Source organism: Sulfitobacter sp. W027, assembly GCF_025143985.1.
In the GTDB taxonomy this organism is placed as follows: Bacteria; Pseudomonadota; Alphaproteobacteria; order Rhodobacterales; family Rhodobacteraceae; genus Sulfitobacter.
Map to the genome: position 1 here is coordinate 369,258 of NZ_CP083564.1, position 21,998 is coordinate 391,255.

Below are 21,998 nucleotides of genomic sequence, written 5' to 3' on the forward strand. Positions count from 1 at the left end.
CTTTAACGCAGGCTAACCCCGCGCCGCTGCGCGCAACTCCCGCTCCAATGCCTCGAGAAAGCGGGAGCGGTCGGCCTTTGTAAACCCCTTGCCGCCGCCTTGGCGGAAAGGGTCGGCGGCACGCAGGTCTGTCATCAGATCACGGGTCGCCAGCACATTGCCGATATTGGCCTGCGTCAGCGCTTCGCCGTTGTGTTTCAGCACCCGCGCCCCCGCCTCGACGCATTTCGCGGCCAGTGGGATGTCCCCGGTCACCACCACATCGCCCTTGCCGCAGCGGTCGGCGATCCACATGTCGGCAATGTCGGGCCCGTCAGGCACGATCACCACTTCCACCAGCGGGTTCTGCGACATGCGCAAGCCGCCGTTGGAGACGAGGTACATCTTGACCTTGTGACGCGTTGCGACCCGCTCGGCCTCGGCTTTGACCGGGCAGGCGTCGGCGTCGATATAAAGTGCGGTCATCGTTTAGCCCGCATAGAGCGCATCGGCGTGGAAGGCGATGTGGTCTTCCATGAAGCTCGCCACGAAGAAGTAGCTGTGGTCATAGCCCGGTTGCATCCGGAAGGTGCCTTGTTGCCGCTTGGCGGTCATGGCTTCGGCCAGTGCTTCGGGTTTCAGCAGATCAAGGAACTGATCGCTGCTGCCTTGGTCGATCAGGATCGGGCCATCGAAGCCTTTTTCGCGCATCAGCAGAGTGCTGTCATGCTTGGCCCATGTGGTTTCATCCGTGCCGAGATAGGCGCTGAGTTGTTTCTTGCCCCAATCGCTCGACGTCGGATGGGTGATCGGCGCGAAGGCGGAGACCGACAGGAAGCGCCCCGGTAGGTTCATCGCCAAGGTCAACGCGCCGTGGCCGCCCATGGAGTGCCCGGTGATGCCCTGCCGCTCCATATCAATGGCGAAGTTTTCGCCGATCAGGCCGGGCAGTTCATCGGCGAGGTAGTCCCACATCTGATAGTTTTTCGCCCACGGCTGCTGCGTCGCGTTCACATAGAACCCCGCGCCCTTGCCGAGGTCGTAGGCCTCATCATCCGCCACATCCTCGCCGCGTGGGGAGGTGTCAGGGAAGACCACCGCGATGCCGTGCTCGGCTGCCCAAAGCTGCGCGCCCGCTTTGGTCATGGCGTTCTCATGGGTGCAGGTCAGGCCCGAGAGATACCACAGCACCGGCACCGGGCCATCCTGCGCCTCGGCGGGGAGGAAGAGGCCAAAGGTCATGTCGCAGCCGCAGGCGTCGGACGCATGAGAATAGACCCCCTGCGTGCCACCGAAACAGGCGTTTTCCGAGATGGTCTTCATGGCAGCGTTCCTTTCGAAATTGGGTATGTCACAGGGCCGAGACCCAGCCTACGACAAGGCTGACGGTAACGATACTGACTGTGGTTGAGACGAGAATGGCGGCAGAGACCCGCTGAGGGGCGACGCCGTAGTGTTGGGCAAGCATATAGACATTGCCCGCGACCGGGAGAGAGGCCGTGGCGATGATAACCCCGGCTTTGTACGGGTCGACGCCGAAGAGGAACAGCGCGCCAAAGGCCACGAACAGCGGGTGCAGCACGAGCTTGCAAAAGGTCAGCCAGCCCGCGATCTCGATCCGTTCGGCGGATTTAGAGGCAAGCGAGGCACCAATGGCAAAGAGCGCCCCGGGGGTGGCGGCCCCGCCTAGGATGGCCAGAAATTCGTTCAGCGGCACCGGGATCGGGATGCCGAAGCCGGACCAAAGGAACCCCAGTGTGATGGCGACGATCATTGGGTTTTTCAGCAGGCCGAGCCCGACGATCTTGAAGGTCGCCAGCCGCAACTGCCCCTCGCGGGAGCCGGTGATGAGGATCACGATCAGGCTGGAGAAAATGATCATGTCGACGGTCAGCGCCAGCAGCACCGGGCCAATCGCCTCTGGCCCCAAGAGCAGCGTCAGCATCGGCACGCCCAGAAACCCGGTGTTGCCGATCACGGCACATTGCGCCTCGATCCCGTTGGTCGCCACGTCGAGCCCGCGCAGGAAGCCAATGAGGCTCGCGATGGCATAGACGAAAGCCGTCCCCCAAAGGTAGGCAGCGACAAGGCGGCTGTCCCAAACCTCGGCCAGTGACAGGTTGGCAGAAAAGCGAAACAGCATCGCCGAAAGGGCGAAGTAGAAGACGAATTTGGTGAGATAGGCCGTCGCTTCGGCTGAGAAAAACCGCGTGCGCCCGGCCCAGTAGCCAAGGCCGATCAGCGCAAAGAACGGCAGGGTTTTCAGGAAGATCGCGACCATGGGTCAAGCATTATCCAGCCCGCTCGCGGGGTGCAATGGGGCAGGGAGCATTGCTTAGCCCGAGCCGATCAGCACCCCGGCAGCAAAGACCAGCGCGCCGCCCAGCACCACTTGGAAAGCGGCGCGGAAAAAGGGTGTTTCCATGAACTTGTTCTGGATCCATGCAATCGCCCAAAGCTCAACAAAGACGACGATGATCGCGACCACGGTGGCGGTCCAGAAATCGGTGATGAGGTAGGGCAGGGCGTGGCCCAGCCCACCCACAGTGGTCATCACGCCCGACGCCAACCCGCGTTTTATGGGGGAGCCACGACCCGACAACTCGCCGTCATCCGACGCGGCCTCAGTAAACCCCATCGAGATGCCGGCGCCCACACTGGCGGCAAGGCCCACAAGGAAGGTCGTCCAAGTGTTATGGGTGGCAAAGGCCGTGGCGAAGATTGGGGCGAGGGTAGAGACAGAGCCGTCCATCAGCCCCGCCAGACCCGGTTGCACCCAAGTCAGCAGGAATTGCCGATGCGCACGGCTGTCCTCGTCGCTGCGGCTGTCGTCATCAAGGTGCCGTTCTGTCAGATCCTGTGCGTTGCCTTGGTGGCCTGCCTCGGCTGCGGCCAGATCACCCAAAAGCTGCCGGGTCGCGGCGTCGCTGGTGCGGGCCGCGGCGGCGAGGTAGAACTTCTCGGCATCCTGCTCCATTGCGGCGGCCTCTTGCCGGATGCGCTCCAGCGACAGGTTTTCGATCAGCCAGACCGGGCGCCGGGCGTAATAGCCAGAAACATGCTCGCGCCGGATGAGGGGGATGACCTCTCCAAAACGGCTGCGGTGCAGATCAATGAGGCGGCGGCGGTGTTCATTTTCCTCCTCGGCCATCCCGTCAAAGATTGCGGCGCTGTCGGGGTATTCGTCACGCAGCCGTTCGGCATAGTCACGATAGATGCGCGCGTCGTCCTCTTCGGAGGAAATAGCAAGCGCCAGCACCTCTTGTTCGCTGAGGTCTTTGAAACGTTTGCGGTTGAACGAAAATCGCATGGGAGAACTCCGTAATCTGGCGCTTACCGTAGTGCCATCGGCGGGTTCCAGCAAATGCAAAGCGCCTTGCCCTTGGCGACGCGCGGGATGGACCTACCTGTTGCGAGATGGTCGGCCCTTGCTCCGACGCCACGCGAATAACGAGGTTTGGAACATGAGATTAGTTTTCTTGGCACCCCTATTGGTGGCAGGCTGCGCCGAAGTGGCGACTGCACCGGTGCAAAACCCCATTCCGGCCCCTACGGTGCCGACCGGGCAGATCACCCCACCGAGTGCCACGGCGACACCGCCCGCCCGCACAGCGCCCCGTCCGTCACGGGTAGAAGCGCGCGCCTCCACGACCAAGCCCAAGCCCTTGCCCAATTCGGTGATCGACGCGGTGAATGAGCCGTCTAGTAACTCCAGCAGTTCCAGCACGCCTACCGCGCCCACGCCTGCCAAGCCCTTGGCGGAATCCTGCAAAGAAGGCAGCTGGTGGGGTCTGATTGGCCGTCCCCGCGCGGCGGCAAACATCGTGTCCGAGCCCAAGCGCGTCTATACCGAAGGCGACCCGGTGACCATGGATGCCAATCCCAACCGCACCAACATTGTGTTGGACGCGGAAGGGAAGATCGCCAAGGTCACCTGCGGCTAGGCTCGACCCCCTAGCCCTTTGGCCGCTTGTCGAGAATGCGCACGGCTTTGCCCTCTGACCGGGCAACGCCGCCGACATCCATGACCTCAACCTTGACCGAGATGCCGATCGTCTGCTTGATCTGTGCCGAGAGCGCTTTGATCGCCGCTTGCCGGGCGTCGGTGCTGATGCTGGCATCCGCGCATTCGCATAGCACACGCATCTGATCCATCCGGTCGGGCCGTGTGAGTTCGATCTGAAAATGCGGCGCAAGGCCCGGCGTGGCCATCAGCGCCTCTTCGATCTGGGTGGGGAAGACATTGACGCCGCGCAGGATAATCATGTCGTCGCTGCGGCCCGTCACCTTCTCCATCCGCCGCATGGAGCGGGCGGTGCCAGCCAGCAGGCGTGTCAGATCGCGGGTGCGGTAGCGGATGATCGGAAAGGCTTGTTTGGTGAGGGAGGTGAACACCAGCTCGCCCATCTCGCCATCTTCGACCGGAGCACCCGTTTCGGGGTCAATAATCTCGGGGTAGAAGTGATCCTCCCAGATGTGCAGCCCGTCTTTGGTCTCCACACATTCCATCGACACGCCCGGCCCCATGACTTCGCTGAGGCCGTAGATATCGACGGCATGCATGTCAAAGGCCTGTTCAATTTCCAGCCGCATGGCGTTGGTCCAGGGCTCTGCGCCGAAGATGCCGACCTCTAGCGAGGATTGGCGCGGGTCGATGCCTTGTTTGGCGTATTCATCCACGATCGACAGCGCATAGGACGGGGTGACTGTGATGCCCTTGGGCTGGAAATCCTCGATCAGCCGCACTTGGCGTGGGGTCATCCCGCCCGAGATCGGCACGGTCGAGAGGCCAAGCGCGTCAGCGCCAAGGTGAATGCCCAAGCCGCCAGTAAACAGCCCGTAGCCATAGGCGTTGTGCAGCATGTCGCCCGGGCGCATCCCTGCCGCGCGTAGGGAGCGGGCGACGACTTGGCCCCAGTTCGCCAGATCATCCTTGGTATAGCCCACCACCGTCGGCTGCCCGGTGGTGCCAGATGATGCGTGAATGCGCGCCACCTGATCGCGCGGCACGGCGAACATGCCAAAGGGGTAATTGTCGCGCAGGTCGGTCTTTACCGTGAAAGGGAAGCGCGAGAGATCGGAAAGCTGTTTCAGATCGTCGGGGTGCATGCCTGCATCGTCAAAGCTTTGCTTATAGAAGGGGACGTTGTCATAGGCGTGGCGCAGGGACCATTTCAGACGGTCCAATTGCAGGGCGCTGATCTCGTCCCGGCTGGCGATCTCAATCGGGTCGAGCGTGTCCTTCGCGGGGGTCAGGTCTTTCATCAGGTCGGCTCCTCCTCGGTAAATAGCTGGCCCTTGATGCTGCGGGAGAGCCCGCGAAACAGGGCCACGACACGGTCATCCTCGCCCGTGACGGTCACATCATAGATGCCCGACCGACCGCTGCGCGACACTTCGCGTGCGGTGGCGGTCAGCCGCTCCTCTGGCTGACCGGGGCTGAGATATGTGATCTGGTTTTGCTGGGCGACAGTGGTCTGGTTGTAGCTGTTGCAGGCAAAGGCAAAGGCGCTGTCGGCAAGGGTAAAGATGAAACCACCGTGACAAATACCATGTCCGTTCAACATGTCCGCGCGCACCGACATCGACAAAACCGCGCCGCCGGGGGTCACATCGTCGATGGTCATGCCCAATCCGGCAGAGGCGGAATCTTGGGCGAACATCACCTCGGCACATTTGCGGGCGCGGGCTTCTGGGGTCATTCCATCATGCCTTTGTGTTTCATTTTTCAGATTGGTTGCACAATTCTGTAACGCTTTCAAGAAAATTTGAGCGGCGCATTCGACCATGTCAGGGCTTGATTTGGCCCCCGTCAGGGTCAACTGTCAAACTATGAGCATTGAGCCACCACCGCCGATATCGGCTTTTGAACGCACCCCCGAACAGGTCGCCTTTCACCGTACGGAACTGTCGCTGATCCTATCGCTCTACGGGCGCATGGTCGCTGCCGGAGAGTGGCGCGATTATGGAATTTCTCATTTGCGGGAAGTGGCGGTTTTTTCAGTCTTTCGGCGCACGGCGGAGATACCGCTCTACCGGATCGAAAAGCGGCCCAAGCTGCGCAATCGGCAGGGGATGTATGCGGTGGTGGGCACCGGCGGGCAGGTGCTGCGCCGGGGCCATGACCTTAAAGCGGTGCTGCGCGTGTTGGAGCGTAAGCTGATCCGCGCGGTGGACTAAACGCCGGGGCGGCGATGTGCCGTTACCGGGCCATCACCGCCCGCTTTGATCCGGGCGATGGCGTCGGCGATATTTTCATAACTCACCGCCATGGCATGGGCATTGGCGTGGATCATCGTTTCCCCATCCACCACCAGCGCGACATGGCCCTTCCAGAACAGTAGATCGTTGCGTTGATAGTCTCCGCTGACCGACGCACCTACGGTGCTCTCCTGCTGGTCGCTGTCACCGGGGCAGGGGATGCCGCAGGCCAGCAGCGCCGCTTGGACAAGGCCCGAACAGTCGATCCCCCAGCGGCTGTTGCCGCCCCAGAGGTAGGGCGTGCCGAGGAACAGCGCCGCCACTGAGGCCGGCTCGTCGTGATGCTGGTCCAGCGGGGCGAGGTGCCCCTTCGGGATATGTCCCTGCGGTGTTTCGGCGAAATTTTTGGTTTCCCCGGTGACCGTCACCAGACTGCCGAAGCTGAGGCTAAGCAGATCGGGTGATTTCAGATCGGCGTTGCGATAGGCATGGGAGGCGGGGACACAGACACGGTGGGTGGCGTTGCGCGGCGTGCCGAGGGTGCTTTCCAGAACATGGCCGCAATAGCCATCCTTGGCGGCCTCCACATAGGCCCAGCCCGACGCCTCATACAGCACGGAGACCTGCTCGCCGAACAACAGCTGCCGGTCGCGCGGCCCGTCGGGGCGACGGCAGAGATTGGTCACCGGCACCGCAACCTGCGCGGCACGGTTTTGAGTCATCAGTGCAGGGTCAGGGGTGAGCCGCGGATCGCTCATAGTTTCAGAAGTGCTGGCAGCGCGGCAAAGAGAGCACGGGTGCCCTGGCCAGTGCCGCCTTTGGGGCGGGCAGGGGCATCGGCAGGCTGCCAGCCGTAGATATCAAAATGCGCGTATTTGCTTTCGGTCACAAAGCGGCGCAGGAAAAGTGCCGCGGTGATCGACCCGGCAAAGCCGCCCTTGGGCGCGTTGTCGAGGTCGGCGATGCCGGGCTCGATAAGTGCTTCATAGGCATCATGGAAAGGCATCCGCCAGACCGGATCGGCAGACCCCGCAGCGGCGTCTTCTAAGGCAGAGACGAAACCCGCGTCATCGCTGTAATAGGGCGCAAGGTCCGGCCCTACGGCCACTCGCGCGGCCCCAGTGAGCGTTGCCATAGAGATGATCTGATCCGGTTTTCCCTCATCCGCCAAGGCCAGCGCGTCAGCCAAAACCAGACGGCCTTCGGCGTCGGTGTTGTTGATCTCAACCGTCAGCCCCTTGCGCGAGGTCAGGATGTCGCCGGGGCGGAAGGCATTGCCGGAGACGGAGTTCTCCACCGCCGGGATCAGCACGCGCAGCTGCACAGCCATGCCGGTGGCCATGATCATATGCGCAAGGCCCAGCACGGCGGCGGCCCCGCCCATGTCCTTTTTCATCAGCGCCATCGACGCGCCGGGTTTCAGGTTCAACCCGCCGGTGTCGAAGCAGACGCCCTTGCCGACAAGCGTCAGCTTTGGCCCTTTGTCGCCCCACGCCATATCGATCAGGCGCGGCGCGCGGTCGGCGGCGCGGCCCACGGTGTGGATCATCGGTAGATTGTTTTCCAAAAGCGCATCGCCGGTGGTAACTTCGATCTTCGCGCCATGCTGTTCGGCCAATTTGCGCGCGGCGGCTTCGAGATCGGGCGGCCCCATGTCGGAGGCGGGGGTGTTGATCAGGTCGCGGGTCAGCATTTCACCCGTGGCAAGTGCGACGACCTGATCGGCGTCGATCCCTTCCGGCGCGACAAGCCGGGCCGCCAGCGGGGTCTGGTCGCGGTAGCGGTCAAAGCGGTATCCTGCCAGCAGCCAGCCGAGCGCCTCATTCGCCGCTTGGTCCTCCGGCAGACCGCTTTCAATTCGGTAGTCGCCCGCAGGCAGCTTTGCCGCAGCGGCGGCAAGGTGGAACCGCCCCCGGCAGAGTGCCGCGGCATTGCCATAGCCCGCCAATGCCATCACCGGCGTGCCCTCTGCCCCCGGCACAACAAGCGCCTGACCAAGACCCCCGGCAAAGCCGCTGGCGTTCACCCAAGCCTGCACAGGGCCGGGCTGCTCGGCAAGCCAACCCTCAAGAGCGGCTTCGCTCAATACATGGAGCGATAGGGCGGCGGCGGAGGGGGCGGCGAATTCGGCGGACATGACAAACCTTTGCAAATCTGGATTTGCGCGCAGCCTACCTTTTCCATCGCCACCCGCAAGCGGTCAGATCGTGATCTCGGGCAAGTCCCAGATCGCGCTCAGCGACCGTTCGCCGCTGCGGATCAACCGCGACAGGGTGGCCGCCGTCCCGATGTCATCCCCGGTGTCAATACAGCCCATAACATCTGCCGCCACCCGGGCCACCAGCGCCATGCCAATCTGTTCGGCAATGGCGATCAGGCGGTGCACGCTTTTGCGCAACCCGGCGCGGTCCTGCGCCTTGTGCAGCTTTTTGCAATGCGACAGGCGCAGGGCCAATTCCTCCATCGCGCGGCAGACCACGTCTTCGGCGCCCACTTCACCGAGTTGTGTGTAAAGCAGGCCAAGCCGCTCTTGATCGACGCAGACCTGCTCAGTCGGGCGTATTTGCATAAGTTGCATTCTTGTCATCCTTCAATCAGCCCCCACGGCCTTGAGACAATATGGCGCGTGAAGGTGTGCAAAGGGTTGCGATGGCAGTGCCTTTTCTCTCGAATTCGTATGGCATTTGCGCTATCTGCGCTAAAACCGCATCATGCATTAAGGGACGTTTACACATGGACAAGGCCAAGGCTCTGCCGTCGTATCTGTTGCAACGCTATCAAGGGTGGAAGGCGACCGGCTATGCCGAGAACCAAACCTGGTACCGTCGATTGGCCGCTGAGGGGCAGCGCCCGCGCGCGATGGTGATTTCCTGTTGTGACAGCCGCGTGCATGTCACCTCGATCTTCGGGGCCGATCAGGGCGAGTTCTTCATTCACCGCAATATCGCCAACCTCGTCCCGCCCTATGAGCCGGATGGCAAGCAGCACGGTACATCGGCGGCGGTGGAATATGCCGTCAATGCGCTCAAGGTCGCGCATCTCATCGTGTTGGGTCATTCCAGCTGCGGCGGCGTCGCGGGCTGTATCCAGATGTGTCAGGGCAAAGCGCCCGAGCTTGAGAACCAAGACAGTTTCGTGGGCCGCTGGATGGACCTGCTGCGCCCGAAATATGAGGTGGTCGAGAAGGTCGAAGACCCCGCCGAACAGCAGTTGTTGCTGGAGCGGGAGGCGGTCATGACCTCGCTGGAAAACCTGATGACCTTTCCTTGGATCAAGGACAAGGTTGATGCCGGCACGCTGAGCTTGCACGGGCTTTGGACCGATATCGGCGAGGGCAGCTTGGAATATTACGACGCGAAGGCGCAAAAGTTTGAGCCGGTTTAAGTTAGTCGGGCCGAAACCGTAGGCACGAAAAAGGGGGCCGCTTGGCCCCCTTTCCTATTCCAGAACTGCAGCAGAACCTCAGCCCTTTTTCAGCACTTCGCGGCCCAGCAGTTCGGCGATCTGAACGGCGTTCAGGGCGGCACCCTTGCGCAGGTTGTCGCTGACGCACCACAGGTTCAGACCGTTGTCGATGGTGCTGTCCTGACGAATGCGGCTGATGAATGTGGCAAAATCACCCACGCACTCAACGGGCGTGACGTAGCCACCGTCTTCGCGCTTGTCGATCACCATGATGCCCGGTGCTTCGCGCAGGATGTCGCGGGCTTCGGCTTCATCAAGGTGATCTTCAAACTCGATGTTGATGGCTTCGGCGTGGCCTACGAAAACCGGAACGCGCACGCAGGTCGCGGTGACCTTGATGCTGGTGTCGATGATCTTCTTGGTCTCAGCGACCATCTTCCATTCTTCCTTGGTCGAACCGTCCTCAAGGAAGACATCGATATGCGGAATCACGTTGAAGGCGATCTGCTTGGTGAACTTGGTGGCGGGCTTGTCGTCTGTCGGGTTGTAGATGCTCTTGGTCTGGTCCCAAAGCTCATCAATGCCCTCTTTGCCCGCGCCGGAAACCGACTGGTAAGTCGAAACGACAACGCGTTTGATCTTGGCGCGGTCGTGCAGTGGTTTCAGCGCCACAACCATCTGCGCGGTCGAGCAGTTGGGGTTGGCGATGATGTTCTTCTTGGAATAGCCGTGCACAGCCTCGGGGTTCACTTCCGGCACGATCAACGGCACGTCTTGATCATAGCGGTAGAGCGAAGAGTTATCGATCACCACGCAGCCAGCCTTGGCAGCGGCGGGGGCGTATTTCTTGGTCGCTTCGGAACCCACGGCGAAAAGTGCGATGTCCCAGCCAGTGAAATCGAAAGTGTCGAGGTCTTTGGACTTAAGGGTTTTATCCCCAAAGCTGATTTCCGAGCCCAGCGAACGGCGGCTGGCCAGGGCCACGATCTCGTCCACGGGGAACTGACGTTCCGCGAGGATGTTCAACATTTCACGGCCCACATTGCCTGTGGCACCGACGACGGCGACGCGATAACCCATCTGATTACTCCAGTCTGTCCAATTAAATTTGACGCCATTTAACGTGCCTGCGGGGCATTGGCTAGGGCCAGCCGCGCGCAGACCGGGCAGGGCGCCGCTCTGCCGGGGTTAAAGAACCTTGATGACGTCCTTGTTGATCGCCAGCATATAGCCACGCCGGGCGATGTTTTTGACCAGCAGTTCCGACACCAATTGATTGCCTAATGTGTCGCGCAAACGTTTGATCCGCGTGGCCCCGGCGGCCTCATCGCAATCGGCGGGGCTGCGGCCAGAGATCATGCCCTCGATCTCGGAGCCTGACAGTACGTCGTCATCCATCCGCGCTTCGGCGAGAACCGACATCGTCTCCATCGCCGCTGCGGTCAGTTTGAAGCCGAGGTTATTAAGGTAAACGGTGTTTTCTTCGCGGCTGATGAGCAGTGAGTTCACCTGAATGCCCGTCCGCTCAATCTGCGCCATACGGCGGTTGAAGCCGACGAGCATGAACAAAAACACCATCGCTGCGACCAGCATGGCGCTGGCAAAGATCAGCAGCACGACGATCACGACACGGTAGCTGGCCAAAGTCTCTGAGAATGCAGTGCCGGATTGGGCGAGGATTTCGAGCAGTTTGATCTCGGCTTGGGTGGTTAGATCGTCATTCTCGATAAAGATCCGCTCAACCCGCGCATTAAAGACGTTCGCATCTGGCAGCGCCCAGAGCAGCAAAAGCGCCCCGGCCAAAAGCACGGCGACAACGGCGGCGATGCCACCGATTACGAAACGTCCGCCAAATCTGCGCATGTCAGAAGCGGAGGTAGAATGTTCCTGCACTGTCTTTCCTTTGATCCAGGCCTTCGTCACCGAATACGGACAGTACATTCAACAATGTCCAGCCCTCCGCCGCAAGACGCGGCGTGAGTTCGGTTTCGGCGGAAGCTGGCTCGCAGGCCTCGGAAATCTGCGCCACCCCGTAATGGAGGCGCAGCGGATTGTCTTGCTTGGCCTTGTAATCGGCAAAGCATCCAGCGGTTGCCGCAGCGGGCAGGGCCAGAATGACCGTCAGCGCGGTCAGCAGGGGGAGACATGGGTTTTTCATATGATTTTAATGCGCTTTCGCCCGCTGATATTCAATAACCAAGGCGTTTTGAGCGCCTTGTTATTGGATAACGACCCCCTGTTATTGCCTGTCTTTGGCCCTCACCCCAATTTGGTGGCACCAACAGACACACGAACTCATACACGGCCCCCGAGTTATGGCCGCAGAGGATCAAGGGCGCAGCGAACGCGCCAATAACGAGAAGGGACCAGACCCATGTACCGCAAGTTCATTGCTACCATCGCCGCTTTGTCGGTTGCCATCACCGCTTTTGGTGCCCGTCCTGCCGCTGCCGATGAAAAGGAAGTGCTTCGCACGCTCGCCGCGATTGCGGGCGTCGCGATCGTGGGCAAGATGATCTACGACAATAACAAAGAGCGCAAAGAACGCGAGACCGTGACCCGCCGCCGCGCCGCGCCGGTCTATGAAGCGCCACGTTATTACCCAACCGTTTCCGAGCGGCCCCGTCAGCGCCCCTATATCGATCCACGCCCCGAACCGCGCCGCACGGCCCGGACCTACCCTGAGCGCGAAGTGCGCCCCCTTCCTGAGCGGGTGGACCGTAAACTGCTGCCGCAGCAGTGCTTCCGCAGCTATGAGGGCAAAGAGGGTAAGGTCATGATGTTTGGCGAACCCTGCCTTGAACAGAATTACTCCTATGCCGATCGCCTGCCCAGCTACTGCGCCAAACGCGTCAGTACGACTGAAGGCGCGCGCTACGGCTATGACGCCCGCTGTCTGCGCGACTCGGGTTACAGCTTGGCCCGTCGGTAACACCGGCGTGCCTTGACCGAGCGGCACGTCCCTGTCGCTCGGGTGTTGAAAGGGGGGGTGTTCGGGCGCCTCCCCTTTCTCTTTTTTGTTGCACCTTTTCGGCACATGCGGTTTCACCGCCTCCATGATACCAGACTTTGAATTTGAACGCGGCGCGGCTGCCCGCGGCTTTCGCACCATCGCCGGGGTGGACGAAGTAGGTCGCGGCCCGCTGGCCGGTCCCGTCACAGCCGCTGCCGTGGTCTTTACCGAAGGGCAGATCCCCGAGGGGCTGAACGATTCTAAAAAGCTGACCGCCCGCGCCCGAGAGCGGCTCTATAATGAGATCATGTCGGTGGCCGTGGTTTGCGTGGCCCATGCTACCGTCGAAGAGATCGAAGAACACAACATCTTGCGTGCCAGCCATCTGGCGATGACCCGCGCACTCGCCGGATTGGCCTGCGTGGCGGACTACGCATTGATCGACGGTAATATGCTTCCGCGCGATCTGAGCCTTCCGGCGCAACCTGTGGTGAAGGGTGACGCCCGCTGTCTGTCGATCTCAGCCGCCTCTATCGTTGCCAAAACCGTGCGCGATAACCTCATGGTGGATTTAGCGCAACAGCATCCCGGCTATGGCTGGGAAACCAATATGGGCTACGGATCGAAAAGCCACATGGCTGCCCTCCGGGATCTTGGTGTGACCCCACACCATAGACGTTTGTTCAAACCCGTACACAATATCTTGTATCAAGCCAATTTGTTAACCGATTGATTCAAAAAAGAAATTGACCACGAATCGTTGATGCCCCATTTTATCCACAACCAATGAGCGCTTAAGCGCCGGGTAATGAGGCAGAGATATGAAAACGATGACAAAGGGCGCTGCGGCGCTTCCCTTGAACACTATTGTTGCGGGCGATTGCATTGAGGCAATGAACGCCCTCCCAGCAGAGTCGGTGGATCTGATCTTCGCGGATCCGCCCTACAACTTGCAGTTGCGGGGTGATTTGCATCGCCCGGACAACTCCAAGGTCGATGCAGTTGATGACGAATGGGACCAATTCGCCAGCTTCAAAGCCTATGACGATTTTACCCGCGCTTGGCTCAAAGCCGCGCGGCGTTTGCTGAAACCCGATGGCGCGATCTGGGTGATCGGCAGCTATCACAACATCTTCCGTGTCGGCGCGGCTCTGCAGGACCAAGGTTTCTGGATCCTTAATGATGTGGTTTGGCGCAAGTCCAATCCCATGCCGAACTTCCGTGGCAAACGCTTTACCAACGCCCATGAAACGATGATCTGGGCCGGCAAGAGCGAGAACAGCAAATACACCTTTAACTACGAAGCACTGAAGGCGTTGAACGAAGGCATCCAGATGCGCAGCGATTGGGTGCTGCCGATCTGCACGGGCCATGAGCGTCTGAAGGATGAGGCGGGCGACAAGGCGCATCCGACGCAAAAACCGGAAAGCCTGCTGCACCGGGTTCTGGTCGGTTCGACCAACCCCGGCGATGTGATCCTTGATCCGTTCTTTGGCACTGGCACCACCGGCGCTGTCGCCAAGATGCTGGGCCGCGATTTCATCGGGATCGAGCGTGAGGCTGCCTACCGTAAAGTCGCGGAAAAGCGGATCTCGATGGTCCGCAAATTCGACAACGAAGCGCTGCAAACCACCACCTCCAAACGCGCAGAGCCGCGTGTACCTTTCGGCCAGTTGGTCGAGCGTGGCATGCTGCGCCCGGGCGAGAACCTCTATTCCATGAATGGCCGTCACAAGGCCAAGGTCCGTGCCGATGGCACCCTGATCGGCAGCGATGTCAAAGGGTCGATCCATCAGGTGGGCGCGGCCTATGAGAAAGCGCCAAGCTGCAACGGCTGGACCTATTGGTGCTACAAGAAAGACGGCAAGAATGTCCCCATCGACATCCTGCGTCAGCAGATCAGAGCTGAGATGGCCAACTGATCCACTCCGAACAATCGAACACCGCCGGCACCCGTGGCCTCTCTGCGTGAGGGGCAGCCACACGGGTGCCTACCTTGACCCCGCCGCTCGGCGGGGTTTTTTTGTGTCCGGGCCTAATGCATGCGCCCTTTGCGCGCCTGAAACTCCCGCAGTGCGGCGGTCAGGTAGCGGGCGTCGAACTCCGATTTATTCACGACATAGAGCACCCCGGCAGAGGCTGCCTTTTCCCACATGACGGGGGAGGGCCAATCGCTCAGCATAATGACGGGCGTCTGTGCATGGCGGTTATCGCAGGCCAGTTCCAGCGCGAAATTCGCGCCCAACCCGTCGGGCAGGTTGTTGTCGAGCAGGATGAGCGCCTTGTCTCCGGCGCTCAGCGCCCTTCGCGCGGCTTCGATGCTGGGAGCAAACTCCACCCGCATCCCGCCATAGCTGCGCGTCAGAACACGGCGCAGTCTTTCCCTGTCAAACTCACTGTCTTCAACAATCAGGCAGGTGCCATCATACGCCGCCCCTGGGGGCGTTGTTTGTTGCTGCATCAATACCACTCCACAGGTAACGGTTGCAGCCTTTCTGACAGGCAAAGTTTAAGTTTGCGTTGCCGTAATCAAAGACGGGGCAGTGGATTGTTGGCCTCGTTGTAGGCTTTCCAGTCGGTAATCTCGGGGTAATACATCTCGCGCCATTTGCGCACGCGGGGGTTCATGATGCGCCGCCAGAGTGGCGGCAGCATCGCGGCCATGGTCATTACTGGATAGCCATAGGGCAGCTGCGGCGCGTCGCCGGTGCCATAGGTCTGCAAGACCGGGAAACGTCGGTCGGGTTTGTAGTGGTGATCGGAATGGCGTTGCAGGTTAATCAGCAGCCAGTTTGACGCTTTATGCGCGGCGTTCCACGAGTGGCGTGGCTGGACGTGCTCATATTTCCCGCCGCCCAGATGCTTGCGTGTGAGCCCGTAGTGCTCGATGTAATTCACCAGTTCCAACTGCCAGATCGCGACCCCGGCCTGCACGAGGAACAGGCCCAAGCCACTCCATCCGCCCAGCACCAGCGCCAGCAACAAGAAGGCGGCCTGCAGCGCCCAGTATTTGAAGAACGGATTGCCTGGATCGGTCCACGGCAGCCCCTTGCGCGCCAGCATGTTCTTTTCCGCATGAAAGGCCGAAGTCAGCGACTCGCGCAGCACGCGGGGGTAGAAGCGGTGGAACCCTTCATTATAGCGCGCCGTCACCGTGTCGCGCGGGGTGCCGACATGGCGGTGATGCACCAGCAGATGTTCCGACCGGAAGTGAGAATAGAGCACCATGGCCAGCAGGATATCCGCCAGCCGCCGTTCGGTCTTGTTCCGCTGGTGCATCAGCTCGTGGCTGTAGTTGATGCCATTGGTGCCGGTGATGACGCCAACGCCGAAGAACAGGAAAATTCGTTCCGCCGTGCCCAGATGCCCGGCCCGGGTGGCGTAATAGATCAGGCCAAAGACGGTCAGGAATTGCAGTGGAGTCCAGATCAGCGTGACAAGGCGGTACCAATAGAGGTCATCTTCGGTGGCCTCTAGGTCCGCGTTGTCGAGGTTCAGCCCCAGCACCGCGTCGAGCATTGAAAACAGATACCACGTGACCAGCGGCAGGAGCGCAATGGTCCAGCCGCCCTGCATGGCACAGAACCACGCCAGCGGGATCAGCAACAGCGACATCCAGAATGGCAGCGCCCGCGACAGGCGAGCGAGGTCTTGTGGAGAGATAATCCGGTTTGCCATGGGTCACCTTGCTGTTTCGCGCCAGATATACCGCAGTTCAGTCGGCGCTCAAAGCCTGACGCGGCGCTAGCGCGTCAGGTCGAAGGCTTTGCGCATTACGGTAGGCAGATCACTGGGGCTGAATTGATTTTGGCCGATGAACTCGCCGTTTCGGGGCGCGGTATCATGGCCGACCTGCGCGTGCTGCACGGTCAGCATAAGGTGAAAATGGGTGAAGGTATGGCGCACCTCACCGGGCAGGGGCTGCCAATCGGCGGTTAGCGGCGGCGTCCCTTCAGGGCGTGGCTGAGACGTGTCGACCCAGTCGGAACCGGGCCAGCCGAGCATGCCGCCAAGCAGCCCTTTGTCGGGACGTGTCTCCAACAACCAAGCGCCGTCTTCACGCTGGGCGAGGTAGACGGTCCCGTGCCGCACCGGTTTCGGCTTTTTCGGGGTTTTTTTAGGCAAAAGCGCCGCCGTGCCTTCCGCCCGCGCGGCGCAAGGATCGCGCCAAGGGCAAATGCCGCAGGCCGGGGACTTTGGCGTGCAGATCGTTGCGCCGAGGTCCATCACCGCTTGGGCGTAGTCTCCGGGCCGGTCCTGCGGGGTCAGCGCGACGGCCCGTGCCATCAACTCGGGCTTCGCTGCAGGCAGCGGCGTGTGAATATCATAAACCCGCGCCATCACCCGCTCCACATTGCCGTCAAGCACCGCGTGAGGCAGGTCAAAGGCGATGGAGGCGATCGCCGCCGCCGTATAAGGCCCGATCCCCGGCAGTTTCAGCAGCGCGTCATGGTCGGCGGGGAAATTGCCGCCATGCTCTGCCACCACCACACGCGCGCATTTCAACAGGTTGCGGGCACGGGCGTAATAGCCAAGGCCCGCCCATTCGGCCATGACATCCGCGTCTTCCGCCGCCGCAAGCGCGCCAACATCCGGCCAGCGGGTGGTAAAGCGCGCGAAGTAGTCCTTTACCGTGGCCACGGTCGTCTGCTGCAACATGACCTCGCTTAGCCAGATGCGGTAGGGATCGGGCGTGACACCTGCCATCCGGTCGTGCGGCGGCACCCGCCACGGCAGGGCGCGGGCATGGGTGTCGTACCATTCCAGCAGGATCGGCGGCAGCTTGCTGACGGATGTCTTCTCACGCAATGTTTAGGCCTTTCGAGGGGGCAGGGGCTGGTGACGCTGGGGCAAATGGTTATGTATGTCAGCACATTCGGGAAACAAAGCCATGCCGCCACGTCGTACGAGTACAAAAGGGTTTAAACGCACCGACAGCCTGCTCTCGCAGCAGATTCGCAAGGCAAGCGAGACCCGTGGCTTTGCGCAATCGCGTCTGTTGACCCATTGGCCCGAGATCGTGGGCGAAGCGACAGCCGCCATCTCACGCCCGGTTGAGGTAAGCTATGGCCGGAAAGAAGGCATCGGTGCCACGCTGACCCTGCTGACCACCGGGGCCAATGCGCCCATGCTGGAGATGCAAAAAGAGCAACTGCGCGCGCGGGTCAACGCGGTCTATGGCTATAACGCCATCGCGCGGGTGCGGATCACCCAGACGGCGGCGACAGGCTTTGCCGAAGGGCAAGTGGCGTTTGACCATAAACCCAAGGCCGAAAAGACCGCTCCGAGCCCGGCGTTGCAACGCAAAGCAGCCGAAGCTGCCAAGCCTGTCGCCGACGAAGGGCTGCGCGCAGCCCTTGCACGTCTGGGCGAGAACATATTGAACAAGAACCAAAGCTGACCAACCTAAAGCTGACGTAACAGACAAAGGAACACCTCATGAATCGCAGAAACGTAATCCTTGGCGGTCTCGCCACACTCGGCGTCGGTGGCTGGTTTGCCGCAAGCAGCTTCGGCTCTTCCCCCCTTGGCAGCACCGCGCTGACACCTTTCGTTGGGGCCGCGAACGCGCAGACGACCGAAGGGGATGTGGATACCTCAGGCATCACCGAGATGGTCATGGGCGATGAAAATGCGCCGGTCACGATGATCGAATACGCTTCCTTCACCTGCCCGCACTGTGCGACCTTCCACAATGACACCTTCAAAAAGCTGAAGGCCGACTACATCGACAGCGGCAAGGTCAAGTTCATCTACCGCGAAGTCTTTTTCGACCGCTACGGTCTTTGGGCCTCCATGGTGGCGCGCTGCGGCGGTCAGGAGAAGTTCTTTGGCATCGCCGATCTGATCTACAAATCGCAAAGCGAATGGACCCGTGCGGGTGAGCCTGCGGCCATCGTCGAAGAGTTGCGCAAAATTGGTCGTCTGGCTGGGCTCGACAATGAGATGCTGGATGAATGCCTGAAAGACGGCGAAAAGGCCGAAGCACTGGTGGCGTGGTACACCGAAAACGCAGAGAAGGATGACATCTCAAGCACCCCGAGCTTTGTCATCGACGGCAAGAAACATTCGAACATGTCCTATGCGGACATGAAGGAACTCCTCGACGACGCGCTGGCTGGCTAATGACCGCGCCGCTTGCAGGACTGAAAGTCGTTGAACTCGCACGTGTTCTGGCCGGCCCTTGGGCTGGTCAGACACTGTCTGACCTCGGGTGCGAGGTGATCAAGGTGGAAAGCCCGGCGGGAGATGACACCCGTCAATGGGGACCGCCCTTCGTCACCCGTGACGAGGATGTTACCGCCTCCTATTTCCATTCGACGAACCGGGGCAAAGCCTCCGTCACCGTCGATTTCCGCACCGAGGAAGGTCAGGCGCAGGTCAAAGAACTTTTGGTCGATGCGGATATTCTGATCGAGAATTTCAAGACCGGGGGATTAGCGAAATACGGGTTGGATTATGCCAGCCTGTCTGCGCAATTTCCCAAGCTGATCTATTGTTCGATCACGGGTTTCGGCCAAACTGGCCCTTACGCTCATCGCGCGGGCTATGATTTCATCATCCAAGGCATGTCTGGCCTGATGTCGATCACCGGCGAGCCGGACGGCCAGCCGCAGAAATCCGGCATGGCGATCACCGATATCTTCACCGGGGTCTATGCCAGCACTGCGATTTTGGCCGCCGTGCACCAGCGTCACCAAACCGGCGTCGGCCAGCATATCGACATGGCACTGCTTGACTGCGCCGTGGCGATCACCGGCAATCAGGCGATGAACTATCTTACCACTGGCAAGGCGCCGACACGGATGGGCAACGCGCATCCTAATCTGACGCCCTATGAGGTGTTTGAGTGTTCCGACGGGCATCTCATCATCGCCACCGGAAATGACGGGCAATATCAGCGCCTGTGTCAGTTGCTGGGGCTGGAGGACATGGCCACCGCGCCCGAGTACCTCAAGAATGCCGACCGTGTCGCCAACCGGCCCGAGATGATCCGCCGCCTGACCGGGGCCACCCGTTTGCGCAGCCGGGATGATCTACTGGCCGCTTGTGAGGCGCATGGCGTGCCTGCCGGGCCGATCAATGACATGGCCGATGTCATGGCCGATCCGCAGGTCGTGGCGCGGGGCATGCAGATCGAACTCGACGGTGTGCCGGGGCTGCGGTCGCCCTTCACCTTTTCGGGGGCCGAGCTTTCATTGCACCGGCCGGCGCCGAAGCTGGGCGAAGACAACAAGGCCTAGGGCGGTGGCAGCCTGTCCAGCGCCGCGTGCAGCGCATTGCCTTCGGGCAGGGACAGGCGCACCGGCAGGGTCAGCACCTTGGCGCGGAACTCCATCGGCAGGCGCACGGCGTCTTTCTCGGTGGTTACAAGTTGGGCACCGCGCATCGCGGCTTCAGTCTCGAGCCGCAGCATCAGCCGTGAAGTGAGCGGCTGGTGATCTTCTAATGCTTCGGCATGCAGGATCGTGGCACCAAGGCCGCGCAGCGTGGCAAAGAACTTCTCAGGATGGCCGATGCCTGCAAAGGCAAGCACTTGAGAGTCGGACCAATCCATCCCTGTTTGCAGTGGCGCAAGTTCGGCCCGCGCGTGGGGGAGATCGGTCTTTGGCAGCCCTGCCGCGAAAGCTGCCTGCGCTGCGTCAGCCCCAATCGACAACAGTAAGTCAGCCCGCGCCAGCCCCGTTGCAACAGGCTCACGCAGCGGCCCGGCGGGCAGGCAAAGGCCGTTGCCAAATCCCTTCACGGCGTCCACCACCACAATGCTCAGATCCTGCGCCAATGCGGGGTTCTGAAAGCCGTCATCCAGCACCACGACACTGGCCCCCGCCGCCTCTGCCGCCCGCGCACCGGCTGCACGATCACGGGCCACCCAAACATCGGCGAATGCGGCGAGCAGCAGCGGCTCGTCGCCCACTTCATTCGCACTGTGCTGCGCGGGATCGACCCGCACCGGCCCTTCCAGCGTGCCGCCATAGCCGCGTGAAACGACATGCGGACGATGACCGCGTTCCAGCAGATAATGCAACACCGCCATCACCGTGGGCGTCTTGCCGGTGCCGCCTGCGTTGATGTTGCCAACGCATATCACCGGCACCCCCAGTCTCAGGGGCGTGATGCCGGCCAGCCGCCGTGCAGTGGCCGCAGCATAAAGCGCGCCCAGTGGCTGCAACAGGCGGGCGCGCCAGTCGGGTCGGGGAAGATGCCAAAAGTCAGGCGCGCGCATCGGATGCTCCTGCTTGTTGGTCGAGCCGGTCTTGGATCAATTCAATCACCCGGTCAGCCAATTCGGCCCCTTCGCTAATCACGTCCCAGCCCGCGTGGGCCATCGTCGCTGCCTGATCCGGCGCGATGAGCCGCGACACCGCATTGCCAAGCGCACCCGCGTCATTGACGATCCGCGCCGCGCCTGCTGTCGCCAGCCGCCCGTAGGAGGGGAGGAAGTTCCGTACCTTGGGGCCATAGAGCACGGCAGACCCAAGCGCTGACGCCTCGAAGGGATCGCAGCCACCATGACCAGAGACCAGCGAAGAGCCGAGGAACGACACCGGCGCCACGCGGAAAAACAGCCCCCGGTCGCCGGGGTCATCGGCCACCATGACTTGAGTGGTTTCATCGGGGTAGGGGTCATCTCCCCACCGCATCGCGGTGAACCCACGCGCGCGGGCGCGTTCATAAGCAATATCGGCGGTAGGGTAGTCATGGGTGTGCAGGATCAGCAGCAAGCGGTGCGACAGGCGCAGCGCTTGGCGGTGAGCGGTCAGCACGACGGGAATCTCTTCAGGCAGGATCTGCGTGGCATACCAGACCGGGCGACCGACAAGGCAAGCCGACATATCCGCCAGGTCCGAATCCGCGCAGCGCAGCGCTTGGCCCCCTGCCATCAACGGCGATGTCGCCTCGCCCCTACTGCGGGGCAGACCAAGCTGCACAAGGCGGCGCAGCGCGGTAGGGGAACGGGTGAGGACAAGCTCGAAGGTCGCAAGCAACTGCCGGGTCACATCGGGCAGCCAGCGGTCCCGGCGGCCATCGAAACCGGCGCTCTCGGCGTCGATCATCATCATGGGGCAGCCCCGGGCAGAGGTTTCCAGCACAAGGTTCGGCCGCAGCGCGCCCCAGGTCCACAGGCAAAAGCTGGGCCGCCAGTGGCCAAGAAACCGCTCTACATTCTCGGGATGCTCGCTGGGGGCTTGGACGACGAAAAGATCGCGGGTCTCTGTCGTCGGAATGTCATGGGCGGCTGCGGCTTCGGGCAGGGTCACCAGAACCGCGACACGATCGCGCATGGCCATGAGCCGCTTGGCAAGGTCGAGCACGGCCAAGACATTGCCCGCCTCGGCGGCATGCATCCAGACCAGTTCACCTTCGGGGCGCGGGGCGTAGGGCGGTGCCTCTTCGGCCCCGCCCCGGCGCACAAGGGCGCGATAGGCTGCAAGCCCCAGCGACCGCGCCGCCATGG

General features: G+C 61.5%; 26 protein-coding genes. 9 read left to right on the plus strand and 17 right to left on the minus strand.

Annotated features, from left to right (window positions below):
- Positions 1 to 12: 12 nt before the first annotated feature.
- Genes K3759_RS01800 through mbfA form a run of 4 tightly spaced genes read right to left on the minus strand, consistent with a single transcriptional unit; the run spans position 13 to position 3,289 of the window.
- Entirely contained in the window at positions 13 to 465 is a 453-nt protein-coding gene (locus tag K3759_RS01800; RefSeq protein ID WP_259983994.1) for a YaiI/YqxD family protein, read from the minus strand.
- 3 nt (positions 466 to 468) lie between these two features.
- The gene (gene fghA / locus K3759_RS01805; protein ID WP_259983996.1) at positions 469 to 1,302 is read right to left on the minus strand and encodes an S-formylglutathione hydrolase; all 834 of its coding nucleotides are present in this window, start codon (positions 1,300 to 1,302) and stop codon (positions 469 to 471) included.
- A gap of 28 nt (positions 1,303 to 1,330) precedes the next feature.
- Entirely contained in the window at positions 1,331 to 2,260 is a 930-nt protein-coding gene (locus tag K3759_RS01810) for an AEC family transporter (protein WP_243262095.1), read from the minus strand.
- A gap of 54 nt (positions 2,261 to 2,314) precedes the next feature.
- Positions 2,315 to 3,289, minus strand: coding sequence for an iron exporter MbfA (mbfA, locus tag K3759_RS01815; protein ID WP_259983998.1), 975 nt, complete (start codon positions 3,287 to 3,289; stop codon positions 2,315 to 2,317).
- A gap of 154 nt (positions 3,290 to 3,443) precedes the next feature.
- Here mbfA and K3759_RS01820 point away from each other — a divergent pair, with 154 nt between their 5' ends.
- Positions 3,444 to 3,923 carry an I78 family peptidase inhibitor gene (locus K3759_RS01820; protein ID WP_259983999.1) on the plus strand — a complete coding sequence of 160 codons (480 nt, stop codon included), beginning with the start codon at positions 3,444 to 3,446 and terminating at the stop codon, positions 3,921 to 3,923.
- A 10-nt stretch (positions 3,924 to 3,933) separates the two neighbouring features.
- On the opposite strand, the gene paaK is transcribed toward K3759_RS01820, so the two are convergent.
- Positions 3,934 to 5,244 (minus strand): phenylacetate--CoA ligase PaaK, encoded by a 1,311-nt coding sequence (paaK, locus tag K3759_RS01825; protein ID WP_259984000.1) that lies wholly within the window; start codon positions 5,242 to 5,244, stop codon positions 3,934 to 3,936.
- Positions 5,244 to 5,681, minus strand: coding sequence for a hydroxyphenylacetyl-CoA thioesterase PaaI (paaI, locus tag K3759_RS01830; protein ID WP_259984002.1), 438 nt, complete (start codon positions 5,679 to 5,681; stop codon positions 5,244 to 5,246). The genes paaK and paaI overlap by 1 nt, the downstream gene beginning before the upstream one ends.
- 130 nt (positions 5,682 to 5,811) lie before the next feature.
- Here paaI and K3759_RS01835 point away from each other — a divergent pair, with 130 nt between their 5' ends.
- The gene (locus K3759_RS01835; protein WP_259984003.1) at positions 5,812 to 6,159 is read left to right on the plus strand and encodes a DUF2794 domain-containing protein; all 348 of its coding nucleotides are present in this window, start codon (positions 5,812 to 5,814) and stop codon (positions 6,157 to 6,159) included.
- On the opposite strand, the gene K3759_RS01840 is transcribed toward K3759_RS01835, so the two are convergent.
- The 3 genes from K3759_RS01840 to K3759_RS01850 all read right to left on the minus strand — a co-directional run bounded on the left by K3759_RS01840 (position 6,156) and on the right by K3759_RS01850 (position 8,758).
- Entirely contained in the window at positions 6,156 to 6,938 is a 783-nt protein-coding gene (locus tag K3759_RS01840) for a C40 family peptidase (protein WP_259984004.1), read from the minus strand. The two genes, K3759_RS01835 and K3759_RS01840, sit on opposite strands and share 4 nt — an antisense overlap.
- A complete protein-coding gene (locus tag K3759_RS01845) occupies positions 6,935 to 8,317 on the minus strand; it encodes a M17 family metallopeptidase (protein ID WP_259984006.1) in 1,383 nt (460 codons plus the stop codon). The genes K3759_RS01840 and K3759_RS01845 overlap by 4 nt, the downstream gene beginning before the upstream one ends.
- Before the next feature lie 63 nt (positions 8,318 to 8,380).
- Positions 8,381 to 8,758, minus strand: coding sequence for a hypothetical protein (locus tag K3759_RS01850; protein ID WP_259984007.1), 378 nt, complete (start codon positions 8,756 to 8,758; stop codon positions 8,381 to 8,383).
- 155 nt (positions 8,759 to 8,913) lie between these two features.
- Between K3759_RS01850 and K3759_RS01855 the strand changes: the two genes are divergently transcribed.
- A complete protein-coding gene (locus K3759_RS01855) occupies positions 8,914 to 9,564 on the plus strand; it encodes a carbonic anhydrase (protein ID WP_259984009.1) in 651 nt (216 codons plus the stop codon).
- Between the two features lie 78 nt (positions 9,565 to 9,642).
- Here K3759_RS01855 and K3759_RS01860 read toward each other — a convergent pair whose 3' ends face one another.
- From K3759_RS01860 to K3759_RS01870, 3 genes are all read right to left on the minus strand, one after another.
- The gene (locus tag K3759_RS01860; protein ID WP_259984011.1) at positions 9,643 to 10,665 is read right to left on the minus strand and encodes an aspartate-semialdehyde dehydrogenase; all 1,023 of its coding nucleotides are present in this window, start codon (positions 10,663 to 10,665) and stop codon (positions 9,643 to 9,645) included.
- A 108-nt stretch (positions 10,666 to 10,773) separates the two neighbouring features.
- Positions 10,774 to 11,448 carry a hypothetical protein gene (locus tag K3759_RS01865; protein ID WP_259985535.1) on the minus strand — a complete coding sequence of 225 codons (675 nt, stop codon included), beginning with the start codon at positions 11,446 to 11,448 and terminating at the stop codon, positions 10,774 to 10,776.
- 1 nt (position 11,449) lies between these two features.
- Complete coding sequence (locus K3759_RS01870; RefSeq protein WP_259984013.1) at positions 11,450 to 11,743, minus strand: hypothetical protein; 294 nt, start codon at positions 11,741 to 11,743, stop codon at positions 11,450 to 11,452.
- Positions 11,744 to 11,959: 216 nt separating this feature from the next.
- Here K3759_RS01870 and K3759_RS01875 point away from each other — a divergent pair, with 216 nt between their 5' ends.
- The 3 genes from K3759_RS01875 to K3759_RS01885 all read left to right on the plus strand — a co-directional run bounded on the left by K3759_RS01875 (position 11,960) and on the right by K3759_RS01885 (position 14,460).
- Positions 11,960 to 12,517, plus strand: a complete 558-nt coding sequence (locus tag K3759_RS01875) for a hypothetical protein (RefSeq protein ID WP_259984015.1) — start codon at positions 11,960 to 11,962, stop codon at positions 12,515 to 12,517.
- A gap of 124 nt (positions 12,518 to 12,641) precedes the next feature.
- On the plus strand, positions 12,642 to 13,271 hold the full coding sequence (locus tag K3759_RS01880; protein WP_259984017.1) for a ribonuclease HII: 630 nt from the start codon (positions 12,642 to 12,644) through the stop codon (positions 13,269 to 13,271).
- Positions 13,272 to 13,359: 88 nt separating this feature from the next.
- Positions 13,360 to 14,460, plus strand: a complete 1,101-nt coding sequence (locus K3759_RS01885) for a site-specific DNA-methyltransferase (protein WP_259984019.1) — start codon at positions 13,360 to 13,362, stop codon at positions 14,458 to 14,460.
- A gap of 113 nt (positions 14,461 to 14,573) precedes the next feature.
- Here K3759_RS01885 and K3759_RS01890 read toward each other — a convergent pair whose 3' ends face one another.
- The 3 genes from K3759_RS01890 to mutY form a co-directional block, all read right to left on the minus strand.
- Positions 14,574 to 14,999 carry a response regulator gene (locus K3759_RS01890; RefSeq protein WP_259984021.1) on the minus strand — a complete coding sequence of 142 codons (426 nt, stop codon included), beginning with the start codon at positions 14,997 to 14,999 and terminating at the stop codon, positions 14,574 to 14,576.
- Positions 15,000 to 15,067: 68 nt separating this feature from the next.
- The gene (locus tag K3759_RS01895; RefSeq protein ID WP_259984023.1) at positions 15,068 to 16,216 is read right to left on the minus strand and encodes an alkane 1-monooxygenase; all 1,149 of its coding nucleotides are present in this window, start codon (positions 16,214 to 16,216) and stop codon (positions 15,068 to 15,070) included.
- A 66-nt stretch (positions 16,217 to 16,282) separates the two neighbouring features.
- Positions 16,283 to 17,347, minus strand: coding sequence for an A/G-specific adenine glycosylase (mutY, locus tag K3759_RS01900; RefSeq protein ID WP_259984025.1), 1,065 nt, complete (start codon positions 17,345 to 17,347; stop codon positions 16,283 to 16,285).
- Positions 17,348 to 17,429: 82 nt separating this feature from the next.
- Between mutY and K3759_RS01905 the strand changes: the two genes are divergently transcribed.
- From K3759_RS01905 to K3759_RS01915, 3 genes are read left to right on the plus strand one after another with little or no spacing between them, the layout of a single operon-like run.
- Positions 17,430 to 17,939 (plus strand): DUF721 domain-containing protein, encoded by a 510-nt coding sequence (locus tag K3759_RS01905; protein WP_259984026.1) that lies wholly within the window; start codon positions 17,430 to 17,432, stop codon positions 17,937 to 17,939.
- Between the two features lie 38 nt (positions 17,940 to 17,977).
- Complete coding sequence (locus tag K3759_RS01910) at positions 17,978 to 18,664, plus strand: DsbA family protein (protein WP_259984028.1); 687 nt, start codon at positions 17,978 to 17,980, stop codon at positions 18,662 to 18,664.
- Entirely contained in the window at positions 18,664 to 19,782 is a 1,119-nt protein-coding gene (locus K3759_RS01915) for a CaiB/BaiF CoA-transferase family protein (RefSeq protein ID WP_259984029.1), read from the plus strand. Before K3759_RS01910 ends, K3759_RS01915 begins: the two co-directional genes overlap by 1 nt.
- Here the strand turns inward: K3759_RS01915 and lpxK are convergent.
- Complete coding sequence (gene lpxK / locus K3759_RS01920) at positions 19,779 to 20,765, minus strand: tetraacyldisaccharide 4'-kinase (RefSeq protein WP_259984031.1); 987 nt, start codon at positions 20,763 to 20,765, stop codon at positions 19,779 to 19,781. The two genes, K3759_RS01915 and lpxK, sit on opposite strands and share 4 nt — an antisense overlap.
- Positions 20,752 to 21,996 carry a 3-deoxy-D-manno-octulosonic acid transferase gene (locus K3759_RS01925; RefSeq protein ID WP_259984033.1) on the minus strand — a complete coding sequence of 415 codons (1,245 nt, stop codon included), beginning with the start codon at positions 21,994 to 21,996 and terminating at the stop codon, positions 20,752 to 20,754. Before K3759_RS01925 ends, lpxK begins: the two co-directional genes overlap by 14 nt.
- Positions 21,997 to 21,998 lie beyond the last annotated feature (2 nt).